Source organism: Paenibacillus algorifonticola, from assembly GCF_000971975.1.
Lineage (GTDB): Bacteria > Bacillota > Bacilli > Paenibacillales > Paenibacillaceae > Pristimantibacillus > Pristimantibacillus algorifonticola.
Window position 1 is genome coordinate 1 of record NZ_LAQO01000026.1, and the last position, 19,700, is coordinate 19,700.

The 19,700-nt window shown below is 51.3% G+C and carries 15 protein-coding genes; 10 read left to right on the plus strand and 5 right to left on the minus strand.

All coding sequences use genetic code 11. The annotated features are described in order from the left end of the window. From WH37_RS25145 to purT, 4 genes are all read left to right on the plus strand, one after another. On the plus strand, positions 1 to 1,991 hold a 1,991-nt coding region (locus WH37_RS25145), incomplete at its 5' end, for a dynamin family protein (RefSeq protein WP_197091395.1). 375 nt (positions 1,992 to 2,366) lie between these two features. Continuing rightward, complete coding sequence (locus tag WH37_RS25150) at positions 2,367 to 4,148, plus strand: ABC transporter ATP-binding protein (protein WP_046233405.1); 1,782 nt, start codon at positions 2,367 to 2,369, stop codon at positions 4,146 to 4,148. Further along, positions 4,148 to 5,977: an ABC transporter ATP-binding protein gene (locus WH37_RS25155; protein WP_046233406.1), complete on the plus strand. Its 1,830-nt coding sequence runs from the start codon at positions 4,148 to 4,150 to the stop codon at positions 5,975 to 5,977. Before WH37_RS25150 ends, WH37_RS25155 begins: the two co-directional genes overlap by 1 nt. 143 nt (positions 5,978 to 6,120) lie before the next feature. After that, positions 6,121 to 7,302 (plus strand): formate-dependent phosphoribosylglycinamide formyltransferase, encoded by a 1,182-nt coding sequence (gene purT / locus WH37_RS25160; RefSeq protein ID WP_046233508.1) that lies wholly within the window; start codon positions 6,121 to 6,123, stop codon positions 7,300 to 7,302. A 258-nt stretch (positions 7,303 to 7,560) separates the two neighbouring features. On the opposite strand, the gene WH37_RS25165 is transcribed toward purT, so the two are convergent. Then, positions 7,561 to 8,289: a TylF/MycF family methyltransferase gene (locus tag WH37_RS25165; protein WP_046233407.1), complete on the minus strand. Its 729-nt coding sequence runs from the start codon at positions 8,287 to 8,289 to the stop codon at positions 7,561 to 7,563. A gap of 143 nt (positions 8,290 to 8,432) precedes the next feature. On the opposite strand from WH37_RS25165, the gene WH37_RS25170 reads away from it, so the two are divergent. From WH37_RS25170 to gyrA, 5 genes are read left to right on the plus strand one after another with little or no spacing between them, the layout of a single operon-like run. Then, positions 8,433 to 9,245 (plus strand): GDSL-type esterase/lipase family protein, encoded by an 813-nt coding sequence (locus tag WH37_RS25170; RefSeq protein WP_046233408.1) that lies wholly within the window; start codon positions 8,433 to 8,435, stop codon positions 9,243 to 9,245. A 14-nt stretch (positions 9,246 to 9,259) separates the two neighbouring features. Continuing rightward, positions 9,260 to 10,219 (plus strand): ABC transporter ATP-binding protein, encoded by a 960-nt coding sequence (locus tag WH37_RS25175; RefSeq protein ID WP_046233409.1) that lies wholly within the window; start codon positions 9,260 to 9,262, stop codon positions 10,217 to 10,219. After that, positions 10,212 to 11,198 carry an ABC transporter permease gene (locus WH37_RS25180; protein ID WP_074904760.1) on the plus strand — a complete coding sequence of 329 codons (987 nt, stop codon included), beginning with the start codon at positions 10,212 to 10,214 and terminating at the stop codon, positions 11,196 to 11,198. Before WH37_RS25175 ends, WH37_RS25180 begins: the two co-directional genes overlap by 8 nt. 56 nt (positions 11,199 to 11,254) lie before the next feature. Beyond that, positions 11,255 to 13,225, plus strand: coding sequence for a DNA topoisomerase IV subunit B (parE, locus tag WH37_RS25185; protein ID WP_046233410.1), 1,971 nt, complete (start codon positions 11,255 to 11,257; stop codon positions 13,223 to 13,225). Between the two features lie 12 nt (positions 13,226 to 13,237). Next, positions 13,238 to 15,691 (plus strand): DNA gyrase subunit A, encoded by a 2,454-nt coding sequence (gene gyrA / locus WH37_RS25190; protein ID WP_046233411.1) that lies wholly within the window; start codon positions 13,238 to 13,240, stop codon positions 15,689 to 15,691. Here the strand turns inward: gyrA and WH37_RS36085 are convergent. Continuing rightward, positions 15,682 to 15,849, minus strand: coding sequence for a hypothetical protein (locus WH37_RS36085; RefSeq protein ID WP_172455590.1), 168 nt, complete (start codon positions 15,847 to 15,849; stop codon positions 15,682 to 15,684). The genes gyrA and WH37_RS36085 overlap by 10 nt on opposite strands. Before the next feature lie 197 nt (positions 15,850 to 16,046). Between WH37_RS36085 and WH37_RS25195 the strand changes: the two genes are divergently transcribed. Then, positions 16,047 to 16,451 carry a MarR family winged helix-turn-helix transcriptional regulator gene (locus WH37_RS25195; RefSeq protein ID WP_046233412.1) on the plus strand — a complete coding sequence of 135 codons (405 nt, stop codon included), beginning with the start codon at positions 16,047 to 16,049 and terminating at the stop codon, positions 16,449 to 16,451. A gap of 133 nt (positions 16,452 to 16,584) precedes the next feature. On the opposite strand, the gene WH37_RS25200 is transcribed toward WH37_RS25195, so the two are convergent. From WH37_RS25200 to WH37_RS25210, 3 genes are read right to left on the minus strand one after another with little or no spacing between them, the layout of a single operon-like run. Then, positions 16,585 to 17,889: a CapA family protein gene (locus WH37_RS25200; RefSeq protein ID WP_052737202.1), complete on the minus strand. Its 1,305-nt coding sequence runs from the start codon at positions 17,887 to 17,889 to the stop codon at positions 16,585 to 16,587. Next, positions 17,873 to 18,640: an RluA family pseudouridine synthase gene (locus tag WH37_RS25205; protein WP_046233413.1), complete on the minus strand. Its 768-nt coding sequence runs from the start codon at positions 18,638 to 18,640 to the stop codon at positions 17,873 to 17,875. The genes WH37_RS25200 and WH37_RS25205 overlap by 17 nt, the downstream gene beginning before the upstream one ends. Then, the gene (locus WH37_RS25210) at positions 18,640 to 19,506 is read right to left on the minus strand and encodes a class I SAM-dependent methyltransferase (protein WP_046233414.1); all 867 of its coding nucleotides are present in this window, start codon (positions 19,504 to 19,506) and stop codon (positions 18,640 to 18,642) included. The genes WH37_RS25205 and WH37_RS25210 overlap by 1 nt, the downstream gene beginning before the upstream one ends. Positions 19,507 to 19,700 lie beyond the last annotated feature (194 nt).

A 19,700-nucleotide genomic window follows, 5' to 3' on the forward strand; every position in this document is an offset into this window, starting at 1 on the left:
CAGCGGGCGACGCTGCTGCCGCAAGTGCCGGTGGCGCGGGCGTTGCCGCGACGCCAGTGCAAGCTGCGCTCGGCAGCGGCGAAGCGCTGTCGCAGCAGCATGGCGCAGCCGCGCGCTTGCTCAGCGCAGCCGCGCTGCTGACGCCGCACGCGCCGCTAGCCGCGGCCGCGCAGGCGATGCAGGACAAGGCGAACCGGCTCCGCAGCAGCCGGTTCACAATCGCGCTGTTCGGAGCATTCAGCGCGGGCAAATCCTCGCTCGCCAATGCGCTAATTGGCGAGCCGGTACTGCCGGTGTCGCCGAATCCGACGACGGCGGCGATCAACCGTCTCGTGCCGCCATCGGGCGAGCACGAGCATGGCACGGCAGACGTCGTCATGAAATCCCGCGCCGCCGTCCTTGAAGACCTGCGCTATTCGCTCGCTTTGCTCGGCGAAGACGCTTCTGACGCGGCGCTGCCGGACACTGCCGCCCTTATGCGCGCGATCGACCGCCTGTCGCCGGATGCGATTCACGCCGGCGGACGGCCGCACTACAGCTTCCTGCGTGCTGCACGCGCAGGCTGGGAAGCGCATGAGGCGCTGCTTGGCCAGCGCCTCACCGTCTCACAGGCGGAATATGAGCGCTTCGTAGCGGAGGAATCGCGTTCCTGCTACGTCAGCGAGATCGAGCTTTATTACGATTGCGAGCTGACGCGGCAGGGCATCGTCCTCGTCGATACGCCGGGAGCGGACTCCGTGAACGCCCGCCATACGGGCGTTGCGTTCAATTACATTAAAAATGCCGACGCCGTCCTGTTCGTCACCTATTACAACCATGCTTTTTCACAAGCAGACCGTCAGTTCCTAATGCAGCTTGGACGGGTCAAGGACCAGTTCGAGCTCGATAAAATGTTTTTCCTCGTCAATGCGGCCGATTTGGCAGCCGACCAGGAGGAGCTTGCGGGCGTCCTGAAGCATGTGGAGCATAATTTGCTCCAGCATGGCATTCGTTCCCCGCGCCTCTATCCGGTTTCAAGCCTGGACGGTCTCGACGCGAAGCAAAGTGGCGATGGCGAACTGCTAGTGCGCTCGGGGATTGACGCTTTCGAGCGCTCCTTCCTGCATTTTGTGAGCGAGGATTTAGGGAAGCTTGCGATCGACGCTGCTGAGCAGGAAATTGTCAGAGCAGCAGCTACCGTAAATGGCTGGCTGAGCAGTGCCGCAGGCGATGCGGCTACGAGAGAGCAGGAGCGCAGCCAACTGGCTGCGCTGCAAGAGCAGGCAGAGCTGCTGCTTGCGTCCTACCGGTCCAGCGAGGCACCGCCTCAGCAGGCACAGGAGCTAAGCGAGCTGCTCTATTATGTCGTACAGCGTCAGCAGCTTAGATTCGGAGAGTTTTACAACTATGCCTTTAATCCTTCTGTATTGCAGGATGACGGGCGCGATTTGAAGAAAATGATTTGGACGGCTTGGCTTGATTTGCAGCGGCAAATTCAGATGGAGCTGGCGCAGGAGCTGCAAGCGACCTCGCTGCGTCTGGAGCGGATTTTGAACGGCCTTTTGCGCAAACAATTTGACAGCTGCGCGTCAGAGCTTGCGGCTCTGCTGGCGGGTTATCAATCCATTCCGTATGAGACGGCCGCCATTCCTACTCCGGAAATCGACGTTGATTGGACGACAACGGATATTACAGGCAAATGGCTGTGGAGCCGCTTTAAATCGCCGCGGCAATTTTTCGAAGGAGACGGCAAAGGACAGCTGCGCAAGGAGCTTGAAGCGCTGCTCATTCCATCGCTCCAGCAGTGGATGGCTGCCTTGAACGGACAGTGGACCGAGCGCTACAGCGGGCTCTGGAGGAAATATGCCGAGCAGTCAGGTGAGCAGCTGCAGCAAGACGTTGTCAACTATGTAGAGGGCAAGAGCATCTCGCTCGCGGACAATGCCGATGTGGGGCAATTGCGCGAGCTGCACGAGCAATTGATTCATCTTCACTCTGCAACAATTGCATAAGCTTTCATCTAATAATAGTCTGAATGCTTTCAGCGGCTTGTCACAGCCGCTGAAAGCATTTTTTTATTCTGCCAAGCTGCCTATCGGCTATGCGGCTTTGAAACGGCACATATTTCAATGCGAAATGATTTTTTGCTGTCAAGCCATGCAAAAATGTTTATGCTTGTTTTGTGTGTTTTTGTGCAAAAATGGCGTAAGACACACACTTTAGGGATGATTTAAGACGATACTTGAGCATAGGTTAGTTAGTGTTTCCAAATTGCCATAATCGGCTGTTTCAATGTAATATACGGAAATTTACTCAGATTGCTCCTGCCATGGGATGCTGATAATATTCATTCATGCTTATAAAAAAGAACAGGGAGTGGGATTTACTTGGACGTCTTTAGGCAACTCAAACGATTTTACTGGGTCGAACGAAAATTCCTTCTGACCTCCATCGTCTGCCTGATGTTTGCGACAGCGCTCGGACTCGTATATCCGAATTTGCTTCGCATCTTAATCGACGATGTCATTAAAGAAGAGCAGTATGGCAAGGTACCAGCGTTAGCGCTAACCGTTGTGGGGGTTGTGACGTTAAAGGGATTAATGCAGTTTTTACATGGCTTTTTTGGGGGAAGGCTCGGCAACCGAGTAGCTTTTCGGCTTCGCAACGCTTGTTATGACAAGTTGCAATCGTTATCTTTTCAATATTATGACAAAGCGAAAACAGGCGATCTCATGTCGCGCTTGACTGCGGACTTAGAAGCGATCCGCAACTTTATCGGATTTGGCTTTGCCCAAATTTTGAACGTGGTGCTGATGGTCGTATTCGGCGGAGCGATGATGCTGTCGATCCACTGGCAGCTGACGCTTATTACATTGGTCACAATCCCGCTGCTTGTGTTTACAGCTTTGCGCTTCGAGCGCAAAATCCACCCGGCCTTTCAGGAAATGCGCCGCGCGCTCAGCAGCCTGACGACGGCCGTTCAGGAAAACATTACCGGCGTTCGCACGGTAAAATCCTTTGCCCGCGAGCCGCATGAAGTGAACAAATTTTCAGTGAAAAATGAAGCTTATCAGACGAATCAGATCGGCGCAGCAAAAATTTGGGCTCATTATTTCCCTATTATGGAATTATGTGCCAACATAAGCGCGGTCATCCTGCTTCTCGCAGGTGGCATGCTCGTCATTAGAGGAGAGCTGAAGCTCGGCGAACTGGTTGCCTTTTTCAGCTTGACTTGGTACATTATCGGCCCGATGTGGGGCATTGGGTTCCATATTAACAACTATACGCAATCTAAAGCTTCCGGCGAGCGGGTGCTGAACCTGCTGAACGAGCATGTCCATGTGAAAAATCTCGAACACGCTATCGTGCTTGACGATCAATTGGTTAAAGGGCATGTCCGTTTCAACAATGTAACGTTTAATTATCCAGATAAGGCTCCGGCATTAACGAATATTTCGATTGATGCGCCAGCAGGCTCCGTCATTGGTTTTCTGGGAGCTACAGGCTCTGGAAAATCGACGGTTATCCAGCTGCTAATGCGCGCCTACAATGTGAAAGAGGGCAGCATTACGCTTGATGGGATGGACATTCGCGACATTGACGTGGGTAGCCTGCGCAGACAGATGGCTCCTGTTTTTCAGGAAACGTTCCTGTTCTCCGCGTCCATTCGCACGAATCTGGCTTACGGCATGCAGGATGTGACAGATGAGCAGATTGAACATGCAGCGAAGCTGGCGAAGGCACATGATTTTATTATGGAAATGCCGGAAGGCTATGACACCATTGTCGGTGAAAGAGGAATGGGTCTGTCCGGCGGACAGAAGCAGCGGATCGCGATTGCCCGCGCCCTTATTAAAAATCCGCATATTCTCATTCTTGACGACGCTACGAGCGCTGTAGATATGGAAACGGAGCATGAAATTCAAGCCGGCTTCAAGGAACTCATGGCGGGACGCACGACCTTCATTATTGCCCACCGCATTTCCTCGCTGCGCCATGCGGATGAAATTATCGTTTTGGATCAAGGCGTTATTGTGCAGCGCGGCACGCATCAGCAATTGCTCGCGCAGCATGGACCTTATCGTGATACTTACAAAATTCAATACGCCGACTTTCCGCTCGAAGAGCTCGAGCAGGCGGGCGCGCAGTGGAAGGAGGGGGCGTTGTAATGAGCAGCACATCCGGCACGGATAAATACGATAAAAAAGAACGTTTTATTTACAAAGATGATGATGCGATCGAGAAACCGTTTAACTGGGCGCAGGTGGGCAGATTGTTCGTTTACATGAAGCCCTATAAGCGCCAGCTGATCCCGGCCATCTTCATGATGATTATTGGCACGCTGACGCGGCTCGCTACTCCGGCACTTGTCATCCTCGCGATTGACGAGGCGATTCAGCCGGCTGAAGGCGCGGCAAGCTTGCCTAAGCTTTATCTGTATGCCGGCTTAATGCTTTTGCTGTATGTGGTTCAATGGGCTGCCAACAGCTACCGGATCAAATATACGAATATTATTGGACAAAAGGTCATTTATGACCTGCGGCATGATCTGTTCAAGCATATCCAGAAGCTTAGCTTCCGCTTCTTCGACAAGCGTCCGGCAGGCTCCGTGCTTGTGCGGATTACGAATGACGTTAACGCCCTTCAGGACTTGTTTACGAACGGTGTCGTCAACTTGCTGATGGATTGCGTGCAGCTGCTCGGGATCGTTGTCATTTTGCTGGTCTGGAATTTCAAGCTGGGGCTTGCGATCATGGTGACGGTACCGCTGATGTTTATCGTTTCGACTGCGCTGCGCAAACGGATCCGTTTTGCTTGGCAGGACGTTCGGATGAAGCAATCGCGAATTAATGCCCACTTGAACGAAAGTATTCAGGGCATGAAAGTAACGCAAGCTTACGTTCAGGAAAAAGACAATATGCGTTTCTTCGACTACATGAATACGGTGAATGTGAAATCATGGAATAAGGCATCGGCGCTCAACCAAGCGTTCGGTCCGGTCATTGAAATCACTTCAGCGCTCGGTACATTTATTCTGTTCTGGTACGGTGCGCATTTGATTCAGCAAGGTGCGATTACAATCGGCTTGCTGGTCGGCTTCGCCAACTATATCGGCAACTTCTGGGACCCGATTAACCGACTTGGACAAATGTATTCCCAACTGCTTATTGCGATGGCATCCTCCGAGCGTATTTTTGAATTTATCGATGAGGAGCCAACGGTAAGCGAGAAGGGCGCAGCGAAGGCGCTGCCGAATATTCGCGGCGACGTTGTGTTTGACAACATTATTTTCGAATATGAAAAAGGGCGCCAGGCACTCAAAGGCATTAGCCTGGAGGCCAAGGCTGGCCAATCGATCGCTCTCGTTGGGCATACCGGCTCCGGTAAAAGCACGATTATAAACTTGCTCTGCCGTTTCTATGACCCTGTAAGCGGCAGCGTGCGGATCGATGGGAAGGATATTCGCGATGTAACGATTGAAAGCTTGCGCTCCCAAGTTGGCATCGTTATGCAGGATACGTTTATTTTCTCGGGAACGATTCGCGACAATATTCGTTACGGCAGACTGGGTGCATCGGATGCGGATATTGTGGAAGCAGCTAAAGCGGTTCATGCCCATGATTTCATTATGAATTTGCCGGATGGCTATGATACGGAAGTAGAGGAGCGCGGCAACATTTTGTCGATGGGCCAGCGTCAACTGCTTTCCTTTGCCAGAGCATTGCTTGCGAATCCGCGCATTCTCATTCTCGATGAAGCGACAGCAAGCATTGATACCGATACGGAGCTGAAAATCCAGGAGGCGCTTAAGGCGCTGCTTGCTGGACGGACATCCTTCATGATTGCCCATCGCCTGTCAACGATTCGCAATGCCGATGAAATTATCGTGCTGGATCATGGCCGCATCGTCGAGCAGGGCAAGCACGAAACGCTTATTGCTAAAAAGGGCATATACAATGGGCTGATTGAAGCCCAATATCGTTTCTTGTCGGCTTAAGTCGAAACAAAGCGGTCAAGGTCTTGATTTTTAGAGCAGGAACCTCCACAATGGAAGAAAAAACAATTCGGAATCGGTGTCGCTGCCGCGAAGGGGCAGCCACCGGCAATTATCCGGTTTGCTTCCAGGAGGTTCTTTTTATTATGTATGGATCACCATTGTCCGGGGCTTCGCGCAAGCTTATGCTGCTGGGATCAGGAGAGCTTGGCAAGGAGGTAGCGCTAGAGGCGCAGCGGCTCGGTGTCGAGACGATTGCGGTGGATCGCTATGAGAACGCCCCGGCGATGCAGGTCGCCCATCGCTCTTATGTGGCCGATATGCTTGATGGAGCGGCTCTTAGACGAATCATTGAAGAGGAGCGCCCGGACTATATCGTGCCAGAAATTGAAGCGATTGCAACCGAAACGCTGCTGGAGCTGGAACAAGAGGGCTTCCGCGTCATTCCAACCGCTCGCGCTGCATGGCTGACGATGGACCGGGAAGGCATTCGCCGCCTTGCTGCCGAGCAGCTTAGCTTGCCGACGGCCGCCTACCGCTTTGCCGATACGCTGGAGGAGCTGCGTGAAGCGGCTGCTGCACTTGGTTTTCCATGTGTTATCAAGCCGATAATGAGCTCGTCAGGCAAAGGGCAAAGCGTCTGCCGCAGCGAAGCGGAAATTGAAGCTTGCTGGAGCTACGCTATGGAAGGCGGGCGGGCGAAGAAGCAGCGGATTATCGTCGAAGGATTTATTACGTTTGAATCGGAAATTACGCTGCTCACGATTCGCTCTGTATCAGGCACAAGCTTCTGCGCACCTATTGGCCATGTGCAGAAGGATGGCGATTACATCGAATCGTGGCAGCCGCATGCGATGAGCACTGAGCAAATCGAGCAGGCGGAGGAAATTGCCCGCAAAGTGACGGAAGAGCTGGGCGGTTATGGCCTCTATGGCGTCGAATTGTTTCTTACGCAGGATGGCGTGCTGTTTAGCGAGGTTTCTCCGCGTCCCCATGATACAGGCATGGTTACGATGGCGACGCAGGATTTGTCCGAGTTCGCGCTGCATGTTCGCGCGGTATTGGGCTTCCCGATTCCAACGATCAGACTGCTATCTCCAGGTGCCTCACATACGCTCAAAGCGGATCGTGAAAGCAATCATTTCCGTATTGGCGGCGTGAAGGAAGCGCTGGCGCTGCCGCATACGCAAGTGCGGGTATTCGGCAAGCCGGAGACGAAAGTGGGCCGCCGGATGGCAGTTGCGCTAAGCACGGCTGTAGATGTAGAGCAGGCAAGGGAAACGGCGCGACAAGCGGCGGAGCTGCTGCATATTACATACGGAGAATAGGCTGCAGGAGGGCTGCCGCGTCCAGTTATCGTATGGGCGCAGCAGCCCTTCTTTCCCGAAATATAAGAATTTATAAGTTTCACACTTATAAATGGGCTTATATTTCAACGCGAAACGGAAGCTTTGCCGCCAAAGGACGGCTTCAGCCGTTTACGCATGAAATATAAGAATTTATAAGTTTCACCCTTATAAATGAGCTTATATTTCTCGGACTGAAACGCGCCACGCCGCCAGAGGGCGACAGCCGTTTCACCTTGCCTATTTTGTTTTTTTCCAGTACACGCCGGTTGAATCTATCGTGACGAGTGGATCGGTAATGTGATGGGCGTTGCGGAAATCCGTTACAGCTGCGGCGCAGTAGCCAATAGAGTAGTCGTCAATGACGATAAAGCCGCCGATGGCTACTTTAGGATATAGATGCGTCAGCGCATCCATCGTCGAGGAATACATGTCGCCATCCAGGCGGGCTATTGCTATTTTATTCGTTGGCGCCGTAGGCAGCGTGTCCTTGAACCAGCCTTTAAGAAAGATAATGCCATCGTCATACAAATCATATTTTTGAAAATTGCTGATGACCTCAGGCAAGGAAACGCGCAAAAAGTCCTGTTCGTGGAATTTCGAGGTTTCGTCGATAGGACAGCGGGCCTCCGGCTCTGGCAGCCCTTCAAAGGAATCGGCGACGATGACTTTACGATTCGTTATGCCATTAACTTTCAGGAAGCCGCGCATGAAAATACATGTTCCGCCGCGCCATACGCCAGTTTCAATGAAATCACCCTCGATGTTGTTGTTAACGACGGCATTCATTAGCTGATGCAAATGATTCATGCGGATACGCCCGATCATACTATGTGCAATGAGGGGCCAATCGAGGCCTTGAAAGCGATTTTCCTTCGTTGCGCCTGGCTCATGCTCCAGCCAAATTTCAAATAATATTGCTTTTTTCAACATTTCCAAATACATCTCTTTTGGTGTATTATTGCTCATAATCACAATCCTTTTCAGTTTTATGGTTAACGTATGAATATGAATCAAGTTTGAAAATGGCTTGTGTGTACGACCACTGGAGCGAAAAACTTATACATCGCCCGTAATTTGTAAATGATTGTGAAAAAGGAGAGAGACAAGCGATGCGTTCATCCAAAAGATTAGGCATTATGATTGGCGGCTGCTCCCTGTTGATCACGATATTGATGCTCGTTGGCATTGGCTATGCCATTAAGGATCAGTTGTTTCCCTCTGTATCAGCACAGCCGCAAGTCACGGCATTGCCGGAGCAGACGGCTGAGAAAAATCAGCTTCGCATTGTAGCGATAGGTGACTCCCTGACCAAGGGGGTTGGCGATTCGGCAGGCGGAGGTTATGTCAAGCAGGTCGTAGACAGCTTGGCTGCTGATCCGGACAAGCAGGCGGAGCTGGTCAACAATTTGGGCATTAGCGGCCTGCGCGCCGACCAGCTTGCACAAAATTTAAAGACGGATAAGGGCATTGCTTACGCGCTTCAGCAGGCGAATGTCATTTTGCTGACGATTGGCGGCAATGACCTGTTTCAATCGCTGCAGGGTGTTGGGGATTCCAACGCTGCTGCGACAGCTGAACAAAGTATGTCGCTCGCGCAGGTAGAGAAAGGGCTTGAGGAGGGCTTGACGCGGCTCGATAATGTGCTGTCGGAGCTGCACCGGATTAATCCGGATGCCCGCGTTATTTATATGGGCCTTTATAATCCGTTTTTTGATGTAGAAGAGCTGCGGGACGGCAGCTTGGAGGTACAGAAGTGGAATGAAAGAGCCTATGACATGCTGCATGGATACTCAAATATGACGATGGTGCCGACATTCGATTTGTTTGAGGAACGGATTGGCAGCTACTTGTCATCGGACCATTTTCACCCGAATCATGAAGGTTACAAACAAATTGCGCAGCGGGTCGTGCAGGCGTTGTAGCAGAAGGAGGCGCTATGGAACAGTCAAATGTAGTGCTGCAAGTGACCAATTTAAGCAAAAAAATTCGCGGCAAGCAAATCATTCACGACGTCAGCTTTGAGGTGCGGGCGGGTGAAATTTTTGGTTTCCTTGGACCCAATGGCTCTGGGAAAACGACGACGATCCGCATGCTGGTCGATCTCATTAAGCCGACCTCTGGGAAAATCCAGATTTGCGGGCATGATGTACAGAAGCAGCCGGAGCAGGCGCTTCGTCATATTGGGAGCATTGTAGAAAATCCTGAAATGTATGGCTTTATGACGGGCTGGGACAATTTGCAGTATTTTGCCAATATGCTTGATGATGTGGATGAGGCGAGAATTTGCGAGGTCGTTGAAATCGTCAGCCTGACGCAGCGCATTCATGAGAAAGTCAAAACGTACTCGCTCGGCATGAAGCAGCGTTTAGGTATTGCCCAAGCTTTGCTTGGACGTCCGAAGCTGCTTATTCTTGATGAACCGACGAATGGACTTGATCCGCTTGGTATCAAGGAGCTGAGGGCGTTTGTGCGGATGCTAGCTGGAGAAGGAATCAGCCTATTCATATCAAGCCATCTGCTGAGCGAAATTCAATTGATGTGCGATAGAGTGGCCATTATTGACAAGGGCAGAGTGCTTGCCGTCGGCTCGGTAGACGAGCTGGTGCAGCAAGCTGGAACTTATGTATTATGGCAGTTGGAGCCACGAGAGCAAGGTATTGCTTTACTGCTGCAAGGCGGCAAGGTCGCAATCGTATCGGAAGAGGAGCACCGTATTGATGAAAGCGTGCTGGCCAGCATGCCGGAAGCAGTCGTCACGACGATGCCGCTAGAGGATATTGCCCATACGGTGAGCCGGCTTGTGGCAGAAGGCATTAGCGTTGAAGGGGTGCACAAAGCCGCTCCTACACTGGAAGAATTGTTTTTGAACATGACGGAGGGGAAAAGCCTTGCATAAACTACTGCTCCTTATCGAGAATGAAACCTTGAAAATGTGGAAAAAAAGAAGGTTTCTCGTCATTGTCCTTGTACTCCTTGTTATTATTCCAATGTTCACGTATGCTCAGTTAACCGTTGCCCAGAACAATAAAGACAAATTTGCCGACTGGCGCAACGAGGTGCTGCAGCAAATTACGGATATGCAGAACAGGCTGTCGAGCAATCGGATTCCAGAGGAATGGAAAAAGCAGCAGCGCATTGCGGTGCAGCAGCTCCAATATTATTTGGACCATGATGTCAATCCTAGCAGCCCGAACGGCGTAACGTTTACGCGGGAATTTATGAATAATGCGGTAGGATTGTTTATTCCGCTGCTTGTACTGACCATTGGCTCTGATCTCGTATCAGGCGAGCGCGGCACCGGAACGATCAAAATGCTGCTCACCAAGCCGGTTCGCAGATGGAAGGTGCTGTTCAGCAAGCTTGCAGCGCTTACTCTTTATGTATCGCTGCTTGTCGGGGTGATGGTGCTGCTTTGTTATTTGATATCGGGCATGTTTTTCGGCTATGGAGGCTGGGGCTTGCCGATCTTTACCGGTTTTACGATCAACGGCAGCGAGGTCGACACGAGCTTTGTGCACGTTGTTCCCCAGTGGCTGTACATGCTCATGCAGACGGGACTCGTATGGCTGTCCGCCATGACGGTAGCGATTCTCGCCCTGATGGTATCGGTTCTTGTCAGAAGCACGGCGGCAAGCATGGTCATTATGATGGCTTCCGTTATTGCAGGAACGATCCTTTCGAGCATGTCCTCCTCGTGGGAAAATGCCAAATATTTATTTGCTGTGAACCTCAATTTGCCGGCTTACCTGGAAGGATCGCCGCCGCCAATTGAAGGCATGTCATTTTCTTTTTCCCTTATCGTGCTTGCGATTTGGGCGATTGCAGGGCTTATTGTCTCGTTCAGCGTCTTTACTAAACAGGACATCTTGAATTAAAATAGCTTGAAGATACGGTAACAATGTAACAAGTGCTGCAGATAAGGGGGGCGCATATGGCAGAGCATACAGAAGTTTTTACTCAAGCACCGGCCGCGGATCGGAATTATGAGGCCGATGATATACAGATTCTTGAAGGCTTGACAGCCGTCCGGAAACGTCCGGGAATGTATATAGGCTCTACGAGCAGCTCAGGGCTGCATCATCTCGTTTGGGAAATCGTCGACAATGCTGTCGATGAGCATTTGGCGAAATTTTGTTCCGCCATTGAGGTTACTTTGCACAAAAACGGCTCCATTACCGTCTATGACAATGGACGAGGTATTCCGACAGGAATGCATAAAAGCGGAATTCCAACACCGCAAGTTGTATTTACGATCCTTCACGCTGGGGGAAAGTTCGGCGGCGGAGGATATAAAAAATCAGGCGGCCTGCACGGCGTCGGCGCTTCGGTAACGAATGCGCTATCCGAATGGCTGGAAGTGGAAATTTTCCGTGATGGAAAAATACATAAGCTTCGGTTCGAATATTGGGTAGATGCAGATGGCAAGGAGCATGTCGGCGAGCCGACAACGGGACTTGAAGTGACGGGAACGACGTCGCGTACGGGAACGAAGGTTACATTTAAGCCGGATGGACGCGTGTTTCAAACTGGAACTACGCTGAATTACGATACGCTGGCGGAGCGGCTGCAGGAAATCGCTTTTCTCAATTCGGGGCTGAAAGTGACGATCAAGGATGATCGCAGCGGCAAGCTCGATGTTTTCCACTATGAAGGCGGGGCGCGCCAGTTCGTTGAGTTTCTCAATGAGGACAAGTCGGTGCTGCATGACGTCATTCATTTTGCTGGTGAGCGTGAGGATATTGAGGTTGAAGTGGCGCTTCAGTACAATGACGGCTATACCGAAACACTGGCTTCATTCGTTAATGCCATTCCTACGCGGGGCGGCGGCACGCATGAAACGGGCTTCAAAACCGCGTATACGCGCGTCATGAACGATTATGCCCGCAAAACTGCGATGTTGAAGGAAAAGGACAAAAATCTTGAAGGAAATGACCTGCGCGAAGGCATGATGGCGGTCATTAACATTAAGATGTCTGAGGTGGAGTTCGTCGGCCAGACGAAGGACCAGCTCGGCAGCGCGTCTGCACGCGGCGTCGTTGATGCCATTGTGACGGAGAAAATGCAAGTATTTCTCGAAGAAAATCCGCAGGTCGCACAGCTGCTGCTCAAGAAGGCTGTTCAGGCTTCAAGGGCGCGGGAAGCGGCACGCAAGGCGCGGGAAGATATGCGCAGCGGCAAGAAGAAGAGTGAAAGCTCCAATCTCGGCGGCAAGCTGACGCCAGCGCAATCGAAGGATGTTACGCGCAATGAGCTGTTTATCGTCGAAGGCGATTCGGCGGGCGGCTCGGCCAAGCAGGGGCGTGATTCGAAGCATCAGGCGATTTTGCCGCTCAAGGGCAAGCCGATGAATCCGGAGAAAGCCAAGCTGCATGATATTTTGAAAAACGACGAGTATAAAATGATTATCGCTGCTATTGGGGCAGGCGTTGGCCCGGAATTTGATTCCGAGGAATGCAACTATCACAAAATCATTATTATGACGGATGCCGATACGGACGGTGCCCATATCCAGGTGCTGCTTCTGACGTTCTTCTATCGCTATATGAAGCCGCTCATTGACAGCGGACGCGTATATATTGCTCAGCCGCCGCTTTACAAGCTGACGCGAAAATCCGGCAAGCTGGAGACGGTGCGTTATGCGTGGACGGATGAGCAGCTGCAAAATTATTTAAAGGAATTCGGCAAAAACTTTGAGCTTCAGCGCTATAAAGGACTTGGCGAGATGAATCCGGACCAGCTGTGGGAAACGACGATGAATCCGGAAACGCGGACGATGCTGCAGGTGCAGATCGAGGATGCTGCGAAGGCGGAGCGCCGTGTGTCTGCACTGATGGGCGACAAGGTTGATCCACGCAAGCGCTGGATTTTGGAAAATGTTGATTTTGCGGATTATGAGGAATAGGAGGCAAGCAGCATGAGCATTTTGGAACAGTTTCTTCCAGCATTTCTTGAAGAAATCGTGGGCGACCGCTTCGGCCGCTACTCTAAATATATTATTCAGGACCGCGCCATTCCCGATGTTCGCGACGGCTTGAAGCCGGTACAACGGCGTATTTTGTACGCGATGTACGATTCCGGCAATACGCCGGACAAGCCATATCGCAAGTCTGCGAAAACGGTCGGCGATGTAATGGGCAACTATCATCCACACGGCGACTCATCGATTTACGAAGGCATGGTGCGCATGGCGCAGCCTTGGAAAATGGGGCATATACTCGTTGACGGTCACGGCAACTGGGGCTCGATGGATGATGATCCCGCTGCGGCCATGCGTTACACGGAAGCTCGACTATCTCCGCTGGCGATTGAATTGCTGAGAGATATTGATAAGCGTACAGTCATGTTCAAGGATAACTTCGATAATACGACGAAAGAGCCGGTTGTGCTGCCGTCTCGCTACCCCAATTTGCTCGTAAATGGGGCCAGCGGCATCTCTGCCGGCTTTGCGACTGAAATACCACCCCATAACTTGCGTGAGGTCATTGATGGCTGTATCACGGTTATGAACCGCCCAGAGACGACGCTTGAAGAGCTGATGCAAATTATTAAAGGTCCTGATTTTCCTACGGGCGGCCTCATAATGGGTGAGGAAGGCATACGCGATGCTTATGCGACTGGCAAAGGCCGTATTTATTTGCGCGCCAAGACAGCGATCGAGGACATGCGTGGCGGACGCCAGCAAATTGTCATAACCGAAATTCCTTATCAGGTTGTCAAATCACGCCTCGTGACGGCAATGGAAAATATTCGTCTGGAGAAAAAGGTCGAAGGTATCGCCGAGGTTCGCGATGAGAGCGGACGCAACGGCCTTCGGATCGTTATCGAGCTGAAGAAGGATACGGATGCAAACGGCATTTTGGCTTATTTGCTCAAAAAGACGGATTTGCAGGTTGCCTACAGCTTTAATATGGTGGCCATCGTTAATAAAACGCCGCAGCAGCTCGGCATTCGCCAAATGCTGGATGCCTATATTGCGCATCAAAAGGAAGTTGTAACGTTCCGTACGCAATATGATCTGGAAAAAGCTGAGGATCGTGCCCATGTGCTGGAAGGGCTCGTGAAGGCACTGAATTTGCTTGACGAAGTTATCGCAGCCATCAAAGCTTCCAAAAACCGTGCCGATGCGCAGCAAAATCTCGTGCAGAAGTTTGAGTTCAGCGAGCGCCAGGCGGATGCGATTTTAACCTTGCAGCTGTATCGTCTGACAAATTTGGAGATTACGTCGCTGGAGAAAGAGCATAAGGAAGTAATGAAGCGCATCGCTTATTTGCGCAGTATCTTGAACAGCGATAAGAAGCTGATCGGTGTCATTCGTGATGAGATGATGGAAATTCATGCGAAATTCGGCATTAACCGCCGTTCAGATATTCAGGGAGAGGTCGAGGAGCTGAAAGTAAACCTTGAGGTGATGGTAACGCCTGAGGAAGTGCTCGTTACACTCAGCAATGAAGGGTACATGAAGCGGACAAGCATGCTGTCCTTTACGCGCTCCGGCGGTGAAGTTGGCAACGCGGGTGTCAAGGAAGGCGATATCATCCGCGGCTTGTACGCTGTCAACACCATAGATAATTTGCTGCTCTTCACGAAAAAGGGGCAATATTACACGCTGCCAGTCCATCAAATTCCAGAGTTCAAATGGAAGGATACGGGAACCGCGGTCGTCAATATCGTTCCGATTCCGAAGGATGATGCGATCATTAGCGTCATCCCGGTGAAAGATTTCAATGTTCCAGGCGCATCGCTCGTCTTTGTGACCAAGCGCGGACAGGTGAAGCGGACCGAGCTGAAGGACTACATGTCAACGCGCTCGACAGCGATTGCAGCCTGTAAAGTAGCTGAAGGCGACGAGGTTATTAAAATTTTGCCGAGCGACGGTACGAAGCAGCTGATGCTCGTCAGCAAGCAAGGCTGGAGCATCCGCTTCTCCGAAAGCGAAGTGAACCCTATGGGGCGTGTCGCTGGAGGTGTGCGTGGCATGCAGCTGAAGGAAGACGATGAACTGATTGCGGCAGATTGGGTAGGCGAGGACGAGGGAGAATTGTTCGTCATCTCTGACCTTGGATACGCCAAGCGCTCGCTGCTGCTGGATTATCCCGTCCAGGGCAGAGGCGGCAAAGGTGTCCAGACGTTCGAATTTAAAGAAGGCAAACGCGTGAAGCCGAATGGTTCAGCACTCGTTTATGCCGTTTATTGCAAGGAAGCGATTGATCTCATCGCGCTAACCTCATCCGGGGCTAAGCTGCCGATGACGACGGAGAAATCGCCGATTGATGATCGCAGATCGATAGGACGGGCTATCGTTCCGATCGAAAAAAATGATGCCATAACGGCGGTCATTGTCCGTCCGTCTGAAGTCATTCAATCATAAGGGCGATTAGGCGGATCAAAGCGTTCAATTAACTGGATCATCGCATCCAACATAACCCACAATGGTACGAGCTCATCCGGGCGATCGAGCCATTGTGGGTTTTTTATAATGCCGTAAGCTTTAATTTTGCGAATAATTTCGGCTTTCTCGTTGTCCATTGAGGTTCACTCCTTATGTGGCTGAGGATGGCGAAATAGGGAAAACGCCCAGATTCATTGTATGTCTACTCTTGTCAAAACGTTCGGGTATATCGCAGTTTGTGAGGGAAATTATTAATTGGGTTAACCTTTTATTCGACAATCTCGGATGGTATAATTGGAATTAAAGAGAAATTGGACAGGAAGCGGGTGCATGAATGGTTTCTGATGAATTTACTCGATTGTGGACGAAGCTAAGCAGAGAATGGAGGACAGGTCTGGAAGAGGGGCTGGCGCCGCTCACTGAAGGTCAGCTGAATGTGCTGGATTTATTGCTGCAGCACCAACCGATGAAGCCATCCGATCTGCTGCAGCATTTGGCAACGACTCCAGCAGCGATTACCACTTTGCTGGATCGTATGGAGCGCAATGAACTAATTGTACGTACAAGAGATACAGCTGATAGACGAATTGTATGGGTATCCGTATCAGGCAAAGGGAAATCAGAGGCACAGCGCGGCAAGGAAGTACGAACGAAGCTTATTTCCGAAGCGCTCGACCGGATTTCCTCCCATAATCAGCAGCTGCTCGTTTACTTATTAGGCAAGGTAGCGAATAGATAATATGGTCATTGCAGAAGGCAGGTGATGAGGCGAGCGGAGCAAGACGCCTCTATTATTCTGCACGAAACGGGCGTTGCCGTCCTTAGACGGCAACGCCCGTTTATACTTCCCTGTGTCTGTTACTCGACCTGCCCTAAGACATCGATTCGAGCCTTGTACGCAGCAGGCTGAGGTTTTTTTTCAGAGAAGCATATAGATCCGGTGTGAGCAGCTTGCTCGACTGTTCCGCAAGCGTTTGCTCGACAGGCAGTATGCGATAGCGATAGTTTTGATCCGGTTTGTAGCGGTAAACCCAAGTCGGAATCGCTTCAATATCGGCAAGCTGGATGCTGCCGTCCCCGTTATTTTTGCGAACAAGCACTTGATAAATAACGCCATAATCCTTCGTATCTCCACGCTGGTTGGAAATAAAATTGCCCATCGAATAAATAATAAGTCCTTGGCGCTCGCGCCCGTTGTCATCCGTTGCCTCCAGCACTTCATAGGGCTGAAGGACATGCGTATGCGAACCTGCGATAATGTCGGCGCCTTCCGCAATCAGCTTGCGGGCAAGCGTTTTTTGCTCCTCATTTGGCTTCGTCTGATATTCCGTTCCAAAATGGAGCGCTACCGTAACAAAATCGGCTCCTGCTTTCTTCAGCTTCTTAATATCGCCAATCATTTTTTGCTCATCAATTAGCGGTACCATATAGGGCTTCCCTTTAGGGATAGCAATGCCGTTCGTGCCATACGTATATGCGAGCAGTCCCATGTGAATCCCGTTTTTTTCGACGATGATGTTTGTATCCGCTTCCTTTTTTGTGGCGGCGGAGCCTTTTGTTATAAAACCTTTCTCCTTCATATGCTTCAGCGTCAGCAGCAGTCCTTTCTCGCCTTTGTCGAGCACATGGTTGTTGGCATTGGTCAATATGTTGAAGCCGGCGTTTTGCAGCGCATCGAGCAGGGCAACGGGCGCGTTAAACGTCGGGTAACCTGTATAAGCGAACGCTGATCCGGCAACGGGCGTTTCTAAATTCGCCAAAACCCAGTCGCCTTCTTTTAGTATAGGCTCAACATCTTGAAAGAAAGGGTCAAAGTTATAGCTTTTGGTCTTCTTATTGTAGGCGCCTGGCAACTCCGGGGAGTGCATCATAATATCGCCAACTGCGACCCATAGCGCTTCCTGATAGCTGTTAGAAGGGCTGGATGGGGGAGCCGTTGCTTCCTGCGTTGTAGTGGGCTCAGATGAAAGCACAGGGGAAGTCGTTGCACTAGGAGCTGCTGTCGGTTGTGCACTGGCGCTTGATTCCGACGCCATAGGTATCGTGGAATCGCCGCTGTTAGCGGTAAACGGTAATGAGCTTGCTAGCGGCGGGAAAAAAATAATAAGGAGCCCTGCTGCTGCCAGCAGCAGCAGGAGCAAATTGACGGCAAGATGAATTTTAGTCCTTCGGCGCATGGGCGGAATCTCCTTTAGCCAAGTAGATGTCTGCTGCGGCTTCCAGCTCGGCTTGCGGCCACCAGCCCCATGCTTTCGAACCATAAGGGATGGAGCGGAAGCAGACATGTTCCTTCGTTATGGGATGGGAAACCGAAACGGAGGTAGACCAAAGCGCGATATCGGCAACGCCGCCCGTTTGCGGCGCTCCATATTTACGGTCAGCCACCAGCGGACAGCCGATAAAGGCCATTTGCGCCCGAATCTGATGGGGCCGCCCCGTATGAAGCATGACAGCTACTAGGGAATAACGGTCTGTACTGGCTACAACCGTGTATTCCAGCACGGCCTCCTTCGCGTCGGGTGTTTCCTGCTTGAACACGGTCACCTGATTCAGCTTCGTATCCTTGCGGATAAAGTGGCGAAGCTTGCCGCTTGCCGCGTGAGGCTTGCCATGAACGACGCATACATAGGTTTTGCCAAAATTTCTGCTGCGGACAGCCTCGGAGAGCCGCGAGGCCGCTTTCGAGGTTTTGGCGAACAGCATCGCGCCGCCTACAGGCTGATCAAGCCGGTGAATAAGGCCGAGAAACACATTTCCCGGCTTTTCGTGGCGTTTTTTTAAATCGCGTTTGAGCAGTGTCAGCATATCCGGCGTACCCGTGTGATCCTCTTGGGAGGGAATGCCAGGCTGCTTCACGACTGCCAAAATATGATTGTCCTCAAACAGCACCGGAATTTCACCGATGCTATCCAGAGAGGGGCCAGCCATTAGACAGACTCCCAGCGGCCCAATATGCCACAAGGCAGGTTCAGGCCGGATGCCGTAATCGGCAGGCCGATTTCGCCGCAATGAATGGCCCCGCCGAAGCGCTTCGCCATCGTCATATGGAGCAGATTATGAAGCACGGATGGGGATAGTCCCGTCGTGTACGAATTAATAAGCATAAACAAAGGATGATCAGATAAAATCGTCGTGCAAAACTCAAGGAACGGGAACAGGTTCTCTTCCAGCTTCCATGTCTCGCCGTTCGGGCCGCGTCCGTAAGACGGCGGATCCATAATAATAGCGTCATATTGACGGCCACGACGCTGCTCGCGTTGAACAAACTTGAATACATCATCGGTAATGAAGCGGATTGGCTTATCGGAAAGCCCGGAAAGCTGGGCATTTTCTTTCGCCCACTGCACCATGCCTTTGGAAGCATCCACATGAACAACCTCTGCTCCTGCTGCTGCAGCGGCAACTGTAGCTCCACCGGAATAGGCGAAAAGGTTCAGCACGCGAATCGGACGGTCTGCCGTACGGATTTTATCCATCATCCAGCTCCAGTTCACCGCTTGCTCAGGAAAGAGCCCCGTATGCTTGAAGCTTGTCGGCTTAATATGGAAGGACAGCTCTCCATAGGAAATCGTCCAACGCTCCGGGAGCTGGGAATTGAACTGCCATTCGCCGCCTCCGGAGGAGCTGCGATGGTAGTGGCCGTCTGTTTTCTTCCACAAGCCGTCTTCCTTCGTTATGGGCCAAATAATTTGCGGGTCAGGCCTGCGAAGAATATAGGAGCCCCAGCGCTCCAGCTTATCTCCATTTCCTGTATCTATTACCTCGTAATCTCTCCATTTATCTGATACGTACATGATTTTAGTATTCCTTCCCAATTTCAAAATTTGTATTATAATATTAAGGTCAACGCTAATTATAGCGAAGCAAACAAGTTGAAGCAATTGGGAGAGGATATTTATTCGAAAGGGATTTTGGGGATGGATCGCTGGACTTGCTGTAAGCCTGCTCATATTTGCATTAACAGTAGCGGCTGCAACACGTCCAGAGC

Coding starts and splice junctions, on each gene's coding strand:
- WH37_RS25205 (WP_046233413.1), bottom strand. CDS start 18,640: ATGGCTGGCCCCTCTCTGGATAGCATCGGTGAAATTCCGGTGCTGTTT.
- purT (WP_046233508.1), top strand. CDS start 6,121: ATGTATGGATCACCATTGTCCGGGGCTTCGCGCAAGCTTATGCTGCTG.
- WH37_RS25210 (WP_046233414.1), bottom strand. CDS start 19,506: ATGTACGTATCAGATAAATGGAGAGATTACGAGGTAATAGATACAGGA.
- WH37_RS25200 (WP_052737202.1), bottom strand. CDS start 17,889: ATGCGCCGAAGGACTAAAATTCATCTTGCCGTCAATTTGCTCCTGCTG.
- WH37_RS25195 (WP_046233412.1), top strand. CDS start 16,047: ATGGTTTCTGATGAATTTACTCGATTGTGGACGAAGCTAAGCAGAGAA.
- gyrA (WP_046233411.1), top strand. CDS start 13,238: ATGAGCATTTTGGAACAGTTTCTTCCAGCATTTCTTGAAGAAATCGTG.
- WH37_RS25165 (WP_046233407.1), bottom strand. CDS start 8,289: ATGAGCAATAATACACCAAAAGAGATGTATTTGGAAATGTTGAAAAAA.
- WH37_RS25155 (WP_046233406.1), top strand. CDS start 4,148: ATGAGCAGCACATCCGGCACGGATAAATACGATAAAAAAGAACGTTTT.
- WH37_RS25175 (WP_046233409.1), top strand. CDS start 9,260: ATGGAACAGTCAAATGTAGTGCTGCAAGTGACCAATTTAAGCAAAAAA.
- WH37_RS25170 (WP_046233408.1), top strand. CDS start 8,433: ATGCGTTCATCCAAAAGATTAGGCATTATGATTGGCGGCTGCTCCCTG.
- parE (WP_046233410.1), top strand. CDS start 11,255: ATGGCAGAGCATACAGAAGTTTTTACTCAAGCACCGGCCGCGGATCGG.
- WH37_RS36085 (WP_172455590.1), bottom strand. CDS start 15,849: ATGGACAACGAGAAAGCCGAAATTATTCGCAAAATTAAAGCTTACGGC.